We start from the raw sequence: 14,872 nt of genomic DNA on the forward strand, positions 1-14,872 counted from the left end.
CGTTATCGGGACGAGGACTGCTCGGCGGTCAGCTCGTCCAAGATCCCCTGGGCCAAGGTCCGCAGGTGGGCGCGGGCGCGGCGCCAGCGCTGGTCGATCACTTCGTCGTCGGTGAGCACGAAGCCGTTGAGCAGGATCCCGCGCATGGTGTCCATCGCGGTGTAGAAGAAGTGGCGAACCCTTGGGTGGCCGGGGAATTCCGGGAACACGTCCCGGTCGAACTCGGCGAAACTGCTGGCCGCCAGCGACTCCATGGTCGACACCTGTTCGCGCAGTTCCTCATCGGAGCGCGAGGCGACCCACAGTTCCACCGTCGCGGTGAAGATCGGGCCCTGATGGGCCTCCCACAGCAGGTCGAGCGCGGCGCCGACCATGTCGTCGGCGGCGCGCAGCCGGTCGAGCTGGGTGTGGGCGAACTCGGCGCGCTTGATGGCCAGGTGGCGCACCGCGGCGGTGACCAGGTCGGCCTTTGTCGGGAAGTGGTGGACTTGGGCGCCACGGGTGACGCCCGCGAGTTCGGCTACTTTGGACGTCGTCGTGCCCGCGTAGCCGTAGGTGACCAGGCAGTCGATGGTCGCGTCGAGCAGTCGCTGGCGCATGGACGCGCTACGTTCCTCTTGCGTGCGCCGGACCTTGTTCTCCACCGGGGCAGCGTACCCCGCGCATACATGCTGGTATGTATGTCGCCGCTCAGTCCAGCCGGTACAGGGTCGACCAGATGACGTCGGTGAGGACATCGACGATCCGCCCGTCCGCGGCGGGGTCGGCGCCCCGGACGAGCTGGTAGCCGGCCCGTTCGACCATCCAGGTCAGCACCGCGGCGGTCTCGGCGGGCTCGACGGCGCGCATCACGCCCGCGGTCTGGCCGCGCTCGATGGCCGCGCGGGTGGCGTCGATGATGCCGCCGGTGAGCGTGCGCAGCTCGACGCCGACCGTCGGGTCGTAGGACGCGGTCTCGACCACGGCGGTGAACGCGGCGCCGCGGCGGCGGTAGACAGCGATGATCGCGCCGAGCGCGGCGCGGAGTCGGTCGCGGTCGGCGTCGTCCGCCGCGCCCCACCAGCCGCCGGACACCGTCGCCAGTTCGGCGAGCACGGTGCGCGCGAGCCGCCGCGCGAGGTCGCCCTTGTCCTCGAAGTGGACGTAGAAGGTCGAGCGCGAGATCCCCGCCATGGCCGCCAGCCGCTCGACGCTGAGCTCGGTGAAGCTCACGCCCTCGTTGACGAGCTGCTCGGCGGCGTCGAGCACGCGCTTCTCCAGCGCGGCTCGGCGGTCCTGCCGGTTCGACGGGGTGGGTCGGGTGACGGACGGCATGTCGGGATCGTAGCCAACGCGGCGTCTGGACGGAGTGTCCGGACATAATGTCTTGACAGTGCGTCCGGGCTTGCGTGATGCTGGGCGGGTCGAAGAGAGGGGTGCCGATGTTGGACTGGTCGTTCACACATTTACCGTGGCTGTGGCTGGGTTTCGTGGTGGTCGGGGCGAGCTTCCTGCGGCTGGTCTGGACCGGTGTCGTGGTGCTGCGCGCCGCGGACGTGGGCTATGACCCGGCCGCCTGCGCGGCCCGGCGTCCGATGATCGACCTGGTGAAGGCCCGCCGCCGCAGACACAGCTGGCCGCGGCTCGCGCTGCCGCTGTTCGTCCTGCTGGTCGCGCTGTTCGTGACTCAGTTGCTCTGGATGAACCTGTTCACCTACACGCTGATCGCGATCGCCTGGTTCCTCACCGCGCCGGTCCGCAAGATCTGGGGCATCGCGGTGGCCCGGCGCGTCCACGTCGAGAACTGGGGTGTCGCAGGCCCGGTCGGCTTCTGGCGAGACGTCCGCGGCTACTACGCCCTCGGCACGCGGATGCCGTCCAAACCAGCCGACCAGGTGTGGTTCGTCGGCAAGTACCGCTGGCTCAACAAGTTCCAGAACGCCTGGTACATCGTGCAGGTCTACCGCTTCTGGGGCGTCGTCGCGATGGCCGCGGCGTCGCTGTTCTGGCCGGTGGTCGCCGCCGTCGCGATCGCCTACCACCTCGACGAAGTCGACGACGCCGACTACTTCCGCCCATGGTGGCGCTTCGATCGCGACGCCAGGCCCGATGACCTGGAACATCGTCAGGACAGCCGCGTGGTCTCGGTCTGGTAGGCGCCACCCCACGGCGGGCGTGACAGGCCCGCCGTGGGGGAGGATCCCAGCATGACGATGGTCCTGGTTGTCGACGACGAGCCCCAGATCGTGCGCGCGCTGCGGATCAACCTGACCGCCCGCGGCTACGAGGTCGTCACCGCGCCCGACGGCCGCACCGCCCTCACCGTCGCCGCCGACAAGCACCCCGACGTCGTAGTCCTCGACCTCGGCCTACCCGACCTCGACGGCGTCGAGGTCATCGAGGGCTTGCGCGGCTGGTCGACGGTGCCGATCATCGTCCTGTCCGCGGGCACCGAATCGACCCGCAAGGTCGACGCCCTCGACGCGGGCGCCGACGACTACGTCACCAAGCCGTTCGGGATGGACGAACTCCTCGCCCGCCTGCGCGCCGCCGTCCGCCGCGCGTCAACCCACCCCGAGGGCGACTCCCCGATCGTCACCACGGACGCCTTCACTGTCGACCTCGCCGCGAAGAAGGTCCATCGGCGAGATGTCGAGGTGCACCTGACCCCGACCGAGTGGGGCCTGCTGGAGATCCTGGTGCGGAACCCAGGAAAGCTCGTGGCCCAGAAGCACCTGCTGCGAGAGGTCTGGGGCCCGTCGTACACCGACGAAACCCAGTACCTCCGCGTCTACGTGGCCCAACTCCGCCGGAAACTGGAGAACGACCCGTCGCACCCTCGCCACTTGATCACCGAAGCGGGCATGGGCTACCGCTTCGAGATGTGACGAGTCATTTGATGTTCAATGGCGGGCGGACAAGGAGGCCGTGATGGCGACAGTCGGGCTGTTCATCACCTGCTTCAACGACACGATGTTCCCGGAGACGGGGAGATCGGTGGTCCGGGTGCTGGAGCGTCTCGGGTACAAGGTCGTGTTCCCGGCCGGGCAGACGTGCTGTGGTCAGATGCATTTCAACACCGGCTACCAGCGCGAATGTGTCCCGCTCGCGCGCGGGTTCGTGGATCGGTTCGAGGGGGTGGATGTGGTGGTGGCCCCGTCGGCGTCCTGTGTGGCGATGGTGCGGGAGTTCTATGGGCGGGTGGCCGAGGTGGCCGGTGACCGGGCGCTGGCGGCCGCGGTGGCGCGGACGGTGCCCAGGGTCTACGAGTTCACCGAGTTCCTGGTCGACGTGGCCAAGGTGACCGATGTGGGCGCGTCGTTCCCGCACAAGGTCACCTATCACCCGACCTGCCACGGTCTGCGGGTGCTGGGTCTTGGGGAGCGGCCGCTGACCCTGTTGCGGGCGGTGCGTGGGCTGCGGTTGATCGACCTGCCCGCCGCCACCGAGTGTTGCGGGTTCGGCGGCACGTTCGCGCTGAAGAACTCCGATGTCTCCGTGGCCATGGGTGCCGACAAGGTCAGCCGCGTGCTCAGCACCGGCGCCGAGGTGCTCACGGCCGCGGATAACTCTTGCCTGCTGCATGTCGGCGGGCTCCTCTCGCGGGCGCGCAGCGGTGTCCGCGTAATGCACCTGGCGGAGATCCTGACCCAGGGGGCGGCATGACCGGGGCCTGGCTGGGCATGCCGCCGTTTCCGGCCGCGGCCAGGGAGGCCGTGCGGGACAGCCAGCTTCGGGTGAACCTGCGCGACGCGACCGCGACCATCCGGGGCAAGCGCGCCGCGGTCGTGGCCGAGCGGGCCGACTGGGAGCGGCTGCGCCGGGCGGGCAAGGAGATCAAGGACCGCGCGCTGCGTGACCTGGACACCTACCTGGTCGAGTTGGAGCGCAACGTCGGCGAGGCGGGCGGGGTGGTGCACTGGGCCCGCGACGCCGAGGAGGCCAACCGGATCGTGTGCGACCTCGTCCGCGCCGAGGGCGCCGACGAGGTGGTCAAGGTCAAGTCGATGGTCACCCAGGAGATCGGGCTCAACGAGGCGCTGGCGGCGGCGGGGATCACGGCGTTGGAGACCGATCTCGCCGAGTTGATCGTCCAATTGGGACACGATCGGCCCTCGCATATCCTGGTCCCGGCGATCCACAAGAACCGCGCGCAGATCCGGGAGATCTTCCTCAGGGAGATGCCCGGCGTCGCCGCCGACCTCACCGACGACCCGGCCGCGCTGGCCGGGGCCGCCCGCGAGCACCTGCGCCGTAAGTTCCTTACCGCCAAGGTCGCGGTGTCCGGGGCGAACTTCGCCGTGGCCGAGTCTGGGGCGCTTGTGGTTGTGGAGTCCGAGGGCAACGGCCGGATGTGTCTGACCCTGCCCGAGGTGCTCATCAGCGTGGTCGGCATCGAGAAGGTGGTGCCGACCTGGCGCGACCTGGAAGTGATGTTGCAACTGCTGCCGCGGTCGTCGACCGGTGAGCGGATGAACCCGTACACCTCGACCTGGCGCGGGGTCACCCCCGGCGACGGTCCGCGGCGGTTCCACCTCGTTCTGCTCGACAACGGCCGCACCGACGCGCTCGCCGACGACATCGGCAGGCAGGCGCTGCGCTGTATCCGCTGCTCGGCGTGCCTCAACGTGTGCCCGGTCTACGAACGCACCGGCGGCCACGCCTACGGCTCGGTCTATCCCGGCCCGATCGGCGCGATCCTCACCCCGCAGCTGCGCGGCATCACCGCCGACGCGGTCTCCCCGACGCTGCCGTTCGCCTCGACTCTGTGCGGCGCCTGCTACGAGGCCTGCCCGGTGCTGATCGACATCCCGCAGGCGCTGCTGCACCTGCGGGCCAAGGCGGTCGACGCCAAGCGCGGCAACCCGTCGGCCGAGCGGATGGCGATGAAGGCCGTCGGCTGGGTGTTCGCCAAACCAGGCAGGCTCGCGTTGGCCCAGCGGCTCGGCGCGGTCGGCGCGAAGCTCGTCAGCAGGCGCGGTCGGATCCGCAGGCTGCCGGGCCCGCTGTCCGGATGGACCGACGCCCGTGACCTCCAGGCACCGCCCACGGAGTCGTTCCGGTTGTGGTGGAAGCGAAACAGGGGAGAACCGTGAACGCCCGTGCGGAGATTCTCCAGCGGATCCGGGCCGCGCTGGCCCAGGCGCCCGACGTTGTTGAGGTGTCCCGGGACTACGAGATGAGCCTGCCCGGCGTCGATCTGGTCGAGCTGTTCGCCGAGCGGGTCGGCGACTACCGCGCCAAGGTCGTGCGAGTCCCGGCCGACAGCCTGTCAGCGGCCATCGCCGCCGAACTCGAAGCCGCCGGGATTCGGCGCGTGGTGACTCCGCCGGACCTGCCGGAAGGGTGGGTGCCCAGCGCCATCGTGGACGGGCCGCTGTCGGTGTCCGAATTGGACACGATGCACGGAGTCGTGACCGGGTGCGCGGTCGGCATCGCCGAGACCGGTACCATCGTGCTCGACGCGGGTGTCCACCAAGGCCGCCGCGCCATCACCCTGATTCCCGACTTCCACCTGTGCGTGGTGCGCGTGGACCAGATCGTGGGCACGGTGCCGGAGGCGATCGCCGGGCTTGACCAGCGCAGACCACTGACGTGGATCAGCGGCCCGTCGGCCACCAGCGACATCGAACTGAAGCGGGTCGAGGGCGTGCACGGCCCCCGCACGCTCGTTGTACTCATCGCAGAGTGACGCTGCCTCCGTAAACATCGGATCTGCGCGAAGCGCGGACGCAACTGTTGACTTATGCGCGAAGTGCGCCCTAAATTTGCACAATCGTGCATCCCTCGTTGGTTGGAGTGGCCCCATGGCCGGTGTGTCGTACCGCGGAGTGACCCGGCGCTATCCCGGCGTGGCGCGGCCCGCTCTCGAACAGCTCGATCTGAAGGTCGAGGAGGGTGAGTTCCTGGTGCTCGTTGGTCCGTCCGGCTGCGGGAAGTCCACCACCCTGCGCATGTTGGCCGGGCTGGAGCCGGTCGACGACGGCGAGATCTGGATCGGTGACCGCGACGTCACCAGCCTGCCGCCCAAGGACCGCGACATCGCCATGGTGTTCCAGAGCTACGCGCTCTATCCGCACATGACGGTGGGGGAGAACATCGGCTTTCACCTCAAAATCAGCAAGCTCGGCAAGGCCGAGCGCGCCAAGCGGGTCCTGGAGGCGGCCAAGCTGCTCGACCTCGAACCGTATCTCGACCGCAAGCCCGCCAAGCTCTCCGGCGGCCAGCGTCAGCGCGTGGCCATGGGTCGGGCCATCGTGCGCCGCCCCCAGGTGTTCCTGATGGACGAGCCACTGTCCAACTTGGACGCCAAGCTCCGGGTGCAGACGCGCACGCAGATCGCCTCGCTGCAGCGGCGCCTCGGGGTCACCACGCTCTACGTCACCCACGACCAGACCGAGGCCATGACCATGGGCGACCGGGTCGCGGTGCTCAAGGACGGCGAGCTGCAGCAGTGCGACACGCCGGTGAACCTGTTCTCCCGGCCGGTCAACCTGTTCGTCGCGGGCTTCATCGGCTCGCCCGCGATGAACCTGCTCGAAGCCGCGGTCGACGGCGACACGGTTCGGCTCGGTGCCTGGGCGACGCGGATGGACCGCGCCGGTCTCGCCGGGCTCACCAGCCGGGACCTGGTCATCGGGGTACGCCCGGAGAGCTGGCGGATCACCGAGCGGGGCACGGGACTCTCGGCCACGATCGACGTCGTCGAGGAACTGGGCAGCGACGGCTTCCTCTACTGCCGCGCCGACATCGGCAGCGGGACGCGGCCGGTCACGGTGCGCACCGTCGGCATGTCCCGGCACCGCCCCGGCGACCGGCTGAACCTGACGCCGGTCACCGACCACGTCCACCTGTTCGACAAGGCGACAGGTCTGCGCCTGGGCAGCCAGTGACCGGCCCCGTGCGCCATATCCTTATCGGGTCGGCATCGTGGCCACGTGGAGGTCGAAGGCGCTGGGCGCGGTGGTGCGCGCGTAGGAGAACAGCGTGCCGCTCGGTCTGATGTCGCCCGCGAACACGTCCTGGCCGAACGTGTAGGTCGCCACGTCAGCGCCGTTCAGCGTGCTGGTGAAGGTCAGAGACCGGCCCGGCGAGACAACCGGGTTGGTGAATAGCAGCGAACCGTCGTCGGATACGTCGGACCCGCTGTAGCCGCGCACGCCGCTGAGACCGACAGAAGCACTCGACGTCGAATCATGGCCATCATCGTGGCCGGCTCACCCGCTCCGCCGCCATCTCGCCCAGATGATCATGCCGAACAAGGGACTCGGACTGGCCGACAAAGGCTCTGGCCACCCCGAAGCCCGGTGCCCAGCCCTCAGATTTCTCCGCGCTCCGACTCAACAGAGCAACGTGGCGATTGGCTGGGCCGCCCCACCCGTGCCGGACTCGACATGTTGACCGGCGCGGGCACGATCACCGCGCGCTGACTGGAAGGACCCGCCATGACCGACGTCCTCGGCAACGCGCTCGCCACCTGTGTCGGAGGCCCGGCAGGCTATCTGGCCGAAGGGCCGCTGTGGAGTGGCGGCGAGCTGTCCTGGGTCGACATCACCGCCGGGCGGCTGCACGTGGCCCGCTGGGTCGACGGTGCGCCCCGGCACTACCTGAGCCTGTCCGTCGACGGTGCCTTGGGGGCGGCGGTCCCGCTGGCCGACGGCGCGGGTTGGCTGGCGTTGACCGGTTCGTCGGTGACCGTGCTGCGCCGCGACGGCTACGACACCCCGCTCGGCCAGATCTTCGACGGCCCGGCCGGGGTGCGGTTCAGCGACGCGAAGTGTGACCCCGTCGGCAGGCTGTGGGCGGGCACCACGCCCGCGTCGCTGGGCCACGGCGCGCTCTACCGCTTCGATCTCGACGGGTCGGTGACGCGGATCCGGACCGGGGTCGGTGTCGCCAACGGTCTTGGCTGGAGCCCGGACGGCACCCGGATGTACTCTGTGGACAGTGCCGCGCGGACCCTGGAGGTCCACGACTACGACTTGGCGGCCGGGGAAGCCACCGATCGGTGCCCGCTGGTCGAGTTCGAGCCCGGCTGCGGCGAGCCCTGCGGCCTGACGGTGGACGCCGATGGCGGGATCTGGGTCGCGCTGTGGGACGGGGCTCAGGTCCGCCGCTATGCCCCGGACGGCGTCCTTACCGCCGTCGTCCCGATGCCCACGAGCCGTCCGACGAGTTGCGCGTTCGCTGGTCCAGACCTTGACGTTCTGGTCATCACCACCGCCCGCGGCGCGGACCTCGAGGCGGGCGCGGGCCTGCTCCACACCTGCGAGCCTGGGGTGCGCGGCGTGCCCGCGACGCCGTACCTGGGCAAGGCCCCCGTGTCCCAGCTAGTCTGACAAACGTCGGATGTTCAGTTAGGGGCCGCGGGATGCCGGTTACGGACGAGGCGATCGAGAAGATCAAGGACATGATCGTCAGTGGGGAGCTCGGCCCTGGCTCCAAACTGCCCCGCGAGGCCGACCTGGCCGAACGACTGGGGCTGTCCCGCAGTTCGCTGCGCGAGGCGGTCAAGGCGCTGTCGCTGATCCGGGTGCTGGACGTCCGCCAGGGCGACGGCACCTACGTGACCAGCCTGCAGCCCACCCTGCTGCTCGACGCGCTGGGCTTTGTCGTGGACTTCCACCAGGACGCGGCCGTGCCGCACTTCCTGGAAGTCCGCCGGATCCTCGAACCCGCCGCCACCGCCATGGCCGCCACCGAGATGTCCGACGCCGACATCGCGGGCTTGCGCCGCGTGCTGGCCGAGCTGTCCGACGACGCCTGCGTCGAGGAACTGGTCGCCAACGACCTGGAGTTCCACCGCCGCATCGCCACCGGCTCGGGCAACCCGGTGCTGTGCTCGTTGATAGTGGGCGTGTCGGGCCCTACCGCCCGAGCCCGCGTCTGGCGCGGCCTGACCAGGGACGGCACGGTCCAGCGCGCCCGCGAGCAACACGCGGCCATCTGCGACGCGATTGAGGCACGCCAGCCGGAGATCGCCCGCGCGTGGGCGACGGTGCACGTGGCGGACGTGGAGTTATGGCTGCGCGACGCACCCGCCTCGGCGCTGACCTCGGGTGCGCCCTGACCTCGCACCCCAGGCCGGCAAGTAAAGAACGTTTGACATCATGTCTGTGTTGCTTTACCTTGAGTGATGTCAAGTTTGCTTTACAAGGGAGTGGTCGTGGCGGTCGAAGAGAAACGCGCGTGGATCATGGCCGTGGTCACGGTCTGCGCGTACGCGGTCTACGCCGCGATCGTCCTGGGGCGGGCGGGTGACGTTCCCCTGGTCGACGTGTCCTATGTGGCGCCGATGCTGTGGAGCATCGGCGCGGCCATCGTGGCATCGATCGTGCTGCACATCGCGGTCTCGATCGCCTCGCCGGACCCGAACAAGCGCGATCAGCGCGACCGGGAGATCGGCCAGTTCGGCGACTACGTCGGCCAGTCATTCGTCGTCATCGGCGGGGTGACGGCGTTGATCCTGTCCTTCGTCGAGGCCGACCACTTCTGGATCGCCAACGCGGTCTACCTGGCGTTCGCGCTCTCGGGAATCCTGGGATCGGTGGCCAGGATCTTCGCCTACCGCAAGGGGTTCCAGGGATGGTGAAGTCGACCAAGGTCACCAACACGATCCGTGCGCTGCGGTTCGCCCACGGGGAGATGACGCAGGCCGACCTGGCCACCAGGGTCGGCGTCACCCGACAGACCATCATCGCCATCGAGCAGGGCCGCTACTCGCCGTCATTGGAGATGGCGTTTCAGATCGCCCGCGTGTTCAAGGTGCCCCTCGATGACGTCTTTCAGTATCCGGACAGTGTGGGAGAGGCACCGTGAAGGCGATAGTCCAGGACAGATACGGGTCGACGGACGCTCTTGAGTTCCGCGACATCGATACCCCGACCCCAGCAGACGGCGAGGTACTCCTGCGGGTCCACGCGGCGGGCGTCGACCCGGGGGTCTGGCACCTCATGACCGGACTTCCCTACCTGGTCCGCTTCTTCGGCTACGGAGTGCGCAAACCGAAGGTCCGCGTCTGCGGCCAGGACGTCGCGGGCCGGGTCGAAGCGGTCGGCAAGGGCGTCACCCGGTTCAAGCCGGGAGACGAGGTGTTCGGCACCTGCACGGGCTCATTCGCCGAATACGCGTGCGGCAGGCAGGACCGCCTGGCCCGGATCCCGGCGAACCTCCGCGCCGACCAAGCCGCGGCCGTACCCGCCTCCGGTCTGAGCGCACTGCAAGGCCTTCGTGACCTCGGAAAGCTCCAATCAGGACAGAAAGTCCTGATCATCGGCGCCGCGGGCGGCGTGGGCACCTTCGCCGTCCAACTGGCCAAGGCGTTGGGCGCCGAAGTCACCGGCGTATGCAGCGCGACCAAGGTCGACCTGGTACGGTCCCTCGGCGCGGACAAGGTGATCGACTACACCAAGGACGACTACGAGTCAGGCCGGTACGACCTCGTCCTCTCCACCGGAGGCAACCGGTCCCTGTCCGAACTCCGACGCGCTCTCACCCCAACTGGCACCCTCGTCATCGTCGGCGGGGAAGGCGGCGGACGGTGGCTGGGCATGATGTCCCTGATATTCAAGGCGACGGCGTTGTCACCCTTCGTGAAACACAACATCCGAAGCCTGATGTCGGTCCCACACGCGGAAGACCTTGAGGCGCTGCGGGAGTACATTGAGGACGGAACAGTCATGCCGATCATGGACCGTACCTACTCCCTCAACGAAGCCGCCGAGGCGATCAATCGTGTCCACAACGGACAATCCCGAGGCAAGGTAGTCATCACAACCACCTAACAACGATGGCCACCCGACGCGCCCCTCGTTGTCACTCTCCTGCCATCGGCAGCCCACCCAAGGCTCCAGTTTCCTTAAACCGCAACACAACAACGCCACCCAAGCCCCAACCGACCGCTTTCCACCAGCACCCCGTCCTGGCCATCTTTAACATCCGATCGGCGGTGTCAAGGGTCGGCTTGCCGATCGCGCAGCGACGCCGCAGGCGCCCTTGACGCCGTCGATCGAATGTTAAACGCTCGGGCTAGGGGAGCGACCCCCGCCGTTGTGCGCCAACGAGTGTACTCGTTCGTTGAGCGACGACGAGTGCACTCGTTCGGGCTTCGGAGGACGAGGGTGCTGGGGGGAGTGCGGGGACCTTCGGTCCCCACAAGCAAAGGACAAAGATCAAATGCCGCTGGGGCGGGTGACCAGGCCGTGGTCGAAGGCGTAAGCCGCTGCTGCTGTTCGTGAGCTGACGTTGAGTTTGAGGTAGATGTTGGCCAAGTGCCGTGCCACGGTCTTGTCGCTGAGGACCAGGGCGGCGGCTGTCTCTCGGTTGGTTTTGCCTGCTGCGACTAGCAGTAGGACATCCAGCTCTCGTGCGGTGAGGCCGCTGGGTGGGGTGGACGGTGGGGCAACACCGAGGGTGGTCAACGTCGTGGTGGCTGCGGCTTGTTCTCGGTCGCTTGCGTCATCGTCCCCGAGAGCCTTGTAGGTTTGGGCCAGGAGTAGTCGGACTCGGGCGCAGTCGTGAGGTGCCTCCAGGTTTCGCCATCGCGTGCAGGTTCGGCGCAGGATCGGGAGGGCTTCTTCGGGGTTGCCCTCGGCGAGTAGGACGGCTCCCTGTGCTTGCCAAGCCATGGCTTCCAGGCCGGGGCTGACATAGTGGGCCGCCGCCTCCATCAGTTCGTCAGTGGCCTTTCGGGCTACATCGATTGCTCCAGCGGCAATCGCGATGTCCACGGCCGCCGCGCAGAGGCGCACCCGGGCGAGTAGGCCGCTGTCTTCGGCGGTCAGGGCGGACTGTATCGATCGGAGGGCGACGTCGGTGCGGCCCTGGGACAGTCGGAGCAGGGCTAAGCCGGGTTGTGGGTCGCGGCCCAGTTCGTGGGCTTGGAGGTAGGCCTGTTCGGCACCCGCGTGGTCCTGGCGCAGGCGACGGGCTTCGCCGATGACGTAGTGGGCTTCGGCGGCGGATGTGGCGATGACTCCGGCCAGGTCGGTGCCGGTGCGCTGGGCGTCGGTTTCCGACTGGGCCCATTGTCCGCTGATCTGACGTAGTTGGGCCTGGTGGACGCGGCAGATGCCGGTGAAGACGACCGCGTTCGACTGGTCTGCGCACCACTGGCCGAGTGCCTGTGTCCATCGGCGCATTCGGGGCAGGTCGACAAGTTCGTGGCAGATCTCGATCATTCTGCAGTACAGGTGGCCCGCCCAGACCGGGTGCAGGCCGCCGCCGAGTATCGCGGCGATCGCCTGGTCGGCCTGGGTGAAACCCTCGGTCAGGTGGCCTTTTCGGATCAGGGCGCGGCCCTCGGCCATCGTCGCGGCGGCTACCAGGCTTGGGTCGCCGAATCGTTTGGCGGCGGCGCTGACCTCGCGGGCGCCGGAGACGACCGCGTCGAGGTCGGGGCTGGTCTCGACCTCGGCGAGGAAGCGGAGGTAGGTGCTTTCCAGACAGTCCGGCTCGTCGCGCAGCAGTAGGGCCGCGCGGTTCATCCACGTCTCGCAGCGGGCCTCGTCGCCGCGCATGAACAGCAGGCCTGCCAGGTCCAAGGCGGCCATGGCCGCCGGACGGGTCATCCCGGCCTGTTCGTGCCCGTGAAATGCCGCTTCCGCGGCGGCGAGGGCCTCATCGACGTTGCCGACCCACCATTCGGCGTCGCCCATGGCGCTCAGGTCGGTCGGGCTGGGGTGCGCTCCGGTCATGGCATCCGTCCCAAGGGGACTTCTGAGTATCGCAGCTCCGTCCGGCCTGTCCACCGATCCGCCGGTCAGGGCAAATGGCCAGGCCGCCTTGGCGGGCCGGGCGGCGACCCGGTAGGTATGTAGGTGGCGTGCCGCCGGGAACGAGATCGGCCGGGCGTGCGTCGGAAGCGAAACAGAGTCGGAGTTGGGGGTAGCACGTGGTCGCCCAGATGGACGTCGGCGAGGTCCGCAGGATCGCGCGGGAGGCGCGCGCGGAGTTGGGGGCCGTCCCGCCCGCGACAGAGGGCGAGGCGCAGGTCAAAGCCGGGACCGCGCTGTTGCGCCACGAAGGTGCCACACCGACGCTGAACACGATGGCCGAGCGGCTGCAGGAGGCGCTGGCCGAGCTGTCAGCACTCACCGGTGACGTCATCGACGCCCTCGGCAAGTCCGCCGACCTGCTCGGCGACACCGAGAAGGCCAACACGCACAGCCTCAGCACCAGGAAGGTCTCGTGACCACGCCCGGGCCGTGGACGTGGGACCTCGTCCTGATCTCCGAGCCTGAGGGCGGCCACCAGGCCGCCGCCGGGTTCGCCGCGATGGCCGCCTCCGCGAACGGCATCACCAGCGTCATCGACAAGCTGGAGCGTGTCCCGTGGGAGGGCCCGGCCGCCGAGGCGTACCGCGCCTACCTCAGTGACCTGCGCGGCGTCGTCCTGCGGACCATGACCGTGGCCGAGGACAGCCAGCACGCCACCGTCGGTGCCACCGGCACCTTGGACGCCCTGCGCACGCCCGCGACGGAGACCGCCGACGAGCTCAACCGGTTCCAGGCCGCCGTCGACCAGATGAACGGGCCGAACAACGACGACCTGGACTTCATCGAGGTCACCCAGGTCGCGGTCATGCGCGGTCAGGCGATGGGCGCGCTGGGCCGGGTTCGCGGCCAACGCGACGAGGCGCTCAACCTGCTCACCGACCTGGTCAAAGCCCAGGAGGAAACCCTGCTCACGCTGCGCCCGCCGCGCGGACCGGACGCCTCGCGGATCACCGACCCGGTCGAGCGCGCCGCGGTGGAGGCGCTGTCGGGCGAGGTCAACCAGACCCTCGACAAGGCGGGCGACACCGATCGCGCGCGCGACTACGCCGACAAGATCAACCAGGCGGACAACGACTACGCCCGCAGGCTGCTGTTGCTGCAGGCCGCCGACGACCTCAGCGCCGCCGAACTCGACTACCTGCTCGACCACCTCGACACCGACGCGCTGCACAACGCGATGGCCACCGACTTGCTGCCCTTCGGGGGCGGACCGGAGGACAGCGCGGCCCAGCGCGAGTTCTACAACAAGATCGCGGGCAAGGTCGACCTCGACACCCTCAACGGCCTGGCCGACCAGCTGCCCGAGGACTACTGGCACCCGAATCCGTACAACGACGTGCCCGAGCTCGGCGACGACCTGCGCCCGGACGGCACCAACCTCAGCTGGCAGCCGCTGCCCGACGCGGGCAAGCCGGTCACCGCCGACACGATCGACCCCAACGATGTCCAGCAGCGCGGTCTCGGCGACTGCCACCTGCAGGCCACGCTGTACTCGCTGGCCGGCACGCCGGAGGGTAGGCAGCAACTGGCCGACAACATCCAGCTGAACCCCAACGGCACCTACACCGTGACGCTGTACCGCAACGACGGCACGCCGGTCCCGGTCGTGGTCACCCCCGACACCCCGGTGCAGCGCAACGGCGCGGGCTGGCAGTCGACCTACGACGGCAACCAGGCCAACTGGGTGCAGCTCTATGAGAAGGCGCTGGCCCAGACCAACGCCGAGCTGTCGCAGCAACCGTCGATCGAGAGCGGCCACGGCCAGAACCAGGAGCGCGGCTACCCCGGCCTCAACGGCGGCTTCCCCGAAGAGGACATGGCCAGGGTCACCGGCGAGCGCCCCGAGAAGGTCGACAGCCCCAACGTCACCGACGACCAGCTGCGCGAGTTCGAACGCGACGGCAAGCCGGTGACCGTCACCATCCTGGGCGAGGAGCCGTACCAGGACCCCAGCGGCACCAATCTCGTCAACAATCACGTGTACTCGCTGGAGCGTGTCGACTGGAGCACCAACCCGCCGACCGCGCACCTGCGCAACCCGTGGGGCAGCGAGCACATCGCGATGCCGCTCAACGACCTGCGTGCGCACACGACGTACATGACCGTGGGGAAGTAGG

Annotated in this window: 17 protein-coding genes; 13 read left to right on the forward strand and 4 right to left on the reverse strand. The window is 68.8% G+C overall.

Annotated elements, in window-relative coordinates:
• Positions 1–2: 2 nt before the first annotated feature.
• Positions 3–644, reverse strand: coding sequence for a TetR/AcrR family transcriptional regulator (locus tag BN1701_RS06995; protein ID WP_231949519.1), 642 nt, complete (start codon positions 642–644; stop codon positions 3–5).
• A gap of 46 nt (positions 645–690) precedes the next feature.
• Positions 691–1,314 (reverse strand): TetR/AcrR family transcriptional regulator, encoded by a 624-nt coding sequence (locus BN1701_RS07000; RefSeq protein WP_054046601.1) that lies wholly within the window; start codon positions 1,312–1,314, stop codon positions 691–693.
• A 107-nt stretch (positions 1,315–1,421) separates the two neighbouring features.
• On the opposite strand from BN1701_RS07000, the gene BN1701_RS07005 reads away from it, so the two are divergent.
• The 6 genes from BN1701_RS07005 (at position 1,422) to BN1701_RS07030 (ending at position 6,872) form a co-directional block, all read left to right on the forward strand.
• Positions 1,422–2,135: a hypothetical protein gene (locus tag BN1701_RS07005; protein WP_157367801.1), complete on the forward strand. Its 714-nt coding sequence runs from the start codon at positions 1,422–1,424 to the stop codon at positions 2,133–2,135.
• Positions 2,136–2,186: 51 nt separating this feature from the next.
• On the forward strand, positions 2,187–2,867 hold the full coding sequence (locus BN1701_RS07010) for a response regulator (RefSeq protein ID WP_054046606.1): 681 nt from the start codon (positions 2,187–2,189) through the stop codon (positions 2,865–2,867).
• A 43-nt stretch (positions 2,868–2,910) separates the two neighbouring features.
• Entirely contained in the window at positions 2,911–3,645 is a 735-nt protein-coding gene (locus BN1701_RS07015) for a (Fe-S)-binding protein (protein ID WP_054046608.1), read from the forward strand.
• On the forward strand, positions 3,642–5,075 hold the full coding sequence (locus BN1701_RS07020) for a LutB/LldF family L-lactate oxidation iron-sulfur protein (protein WP_054046610.1): 1,434 nt from the start codon (positions 3,642–3,644) through the stop codon (positions 5,073–5,075). The genes BN1701_RS07015 and BN1701_RS07020 overlap by 4 nt, the downstream gene beginning before the upstream one ends.
• Positions 5,072–5,671 (forward strand): LUD domain-containing protein, encoded by a 600-nt coding sequence (locus BN1701_RS07025; RefSeq protein WP_054046612.1) that lies wholly within the window; start codon positions 5,072–5,074, stop codon positions 5,669–5,671. Before BN1701_RS07020 ends, BN1701_RS07025 begins: the two co-directional genes overlap by 4 nt.
• Before the next feature lie 115 nt (positions 5,672–5,786).
• A complete protein-coding gene (locus BN1701_RS07030; protein ID WP_054046614.1) occupies positions 5,787–6,872 on the forward strand; it encodes an ABC transporter ATP-binding protein in 1,086 nt (361 codons plus the stop codon).
• A 21-nt stretch (positions 6,873–6,893) separates the two neighbouring features.
• Here the strand turns inward: BN1701_RS07030 and BN1701_RS07035 are convergent, their stop codons facing one another.
• Positions 6,894–7,139 (reverse strand): hypothetical protein, encoded by a 246-nt coding sequence (locus BN1701_RS07035; protein WP_054046616.1) that lies wholly within the window; start codon positions 7,137–7,139, stop codon positions 6,894–6,896.
• A 285-nt stretch (positions 7,140–7,424) separates the two neighbouring features.
• On the opposite strand from BN1701_RS07035, the gene BN1701_RS07040 reads away from it, so the two are divergent.
• The 5 genes from BN1701_RS07040 to BN1701_RS07060 all read left to right on the forward strand — a co-directional run bounded on the left by BN1701_RS07040 (position 7,425) and on the right by BN1701_RS07060 (position 10,763).
• Positions 7,425–8,318: an SMP-30/gluconolactonase/LRE family protein gene (locus tag BN1701_RS07040; RefSeq protein ID WP_054046618.1), complete on the forward strand. Its 894-nt coding sequence runs from the start codon at positions 7,425–7,427 to the stop codon at positions 8,316–8,318.
• Positions 8,319–8,350: 32 nt separating this feature from the next.
• Positions 8,351–9,049 (forward strand): FadR/GntR family transcriptional regulator, encoded by a 699-nt coding sequence (locus tag BN1701_RS07045; RefSeq protein ID WP_054046620.1) that lies wholly within the window; start codon positions 8,351–8,353, stop codon positions 9,047–9,049.
• Positions 9,050–9,145: 96 nt separating this feature from the next.
• On the forward strand, positions 9,146–9,571 hold the full coding sequence (locus BN1701_RS07050) for a hypothetical protein (RefSeq protein ID WP_172803196.1): 426 nt from the start codon (positions 9,146–9,148) through the stop codon (positions 9,569–9,571).
• Positions 9,565–9,798, forward strand: a complete 234-nt coding sequence (locus BN1701_RS07055) for a helix-turn-helix transcriptional regulator (protein ID WP_054046623.1) — start codon at positions 9,565–9,567, stop codon at positions 9,796–9,798. The genes BN1701_RS07050 and BN1701_RS07055 overlap by 7 nt, the downstream gene beginning before the upstream one ends.
• Positions 9,795–10,763 (forward strand): NAD(P)-dependent alcohol dehydrogenase, encoded by a 969-nt coding sequence (locus tag BN1701_RS07060; RefSeq protein WP_054046625.1) that lies wholly within the window; start codon positions 9,795–9,797, stop codon positions 10,761–10,763. Before BN1701_RS07055 ends, BN1701_RS07060 begins: the two co-directional genes overlap by 4 nt.
• Before the next feature lie 387 nt (positions 10,764–11,150).
• Here the strand turns inward: BN1701_RS07060 and BN1701_RS07065 are convergent, their stop codons facing one another.
• On the reverse strand, positions 11,151–12,674 hold the full coding sequence (locus BN1701_RS07065; RefSeq protein ID WP_054046627.1) for a LuxR C-terminal-related transcriptional regulator: 1,524 nt from the start codon (positions 12,672–12,674) through the stop codon (positions 11,151–11,153).
• A gap of 197 nt (positions 12,675–12,871) precedes the next feature.
• Between BN1701_RS07065 and BN1701_RS07070 the strand changes: the two genes are divergently transcribed.
• On the forward strand, positions 12,872–13,171 hold the full coding sequence (locus BN1701_RS07070) for a hypothetical protein (protein WP_157367803.1): 300 nt from the start codon (positions 12,872–12,874) through the stop codon (positions 13,169–13,171).
• Complete coding sequence (locus BN1701_RS07075; protein WP_054046631.1) at positions 13,168–14,871, forward strand: C2 family cysteine protease; 1,704 nt, start codon at positions 13,168–13,170, stop codon at positions 14,869–14,871. The genes BN1701_RS07070 and BN1701_RS07075 overlap by 4 nt, the downstream gene beginning before the upstream one ends.
• The last annotated feature ends 1 nt before the right edge of the window (position 14,872 follow it).

The sequence above is a fragment of the Alloactinosynnema sp. L-07 genome, from assembly GCF_900070365.1.
Classification (GTDB): Bacteria; Actinomycetota; Actinomycetes; order Mycobacteriales; family Pseudonocardiaceae; genus Actinokineospora.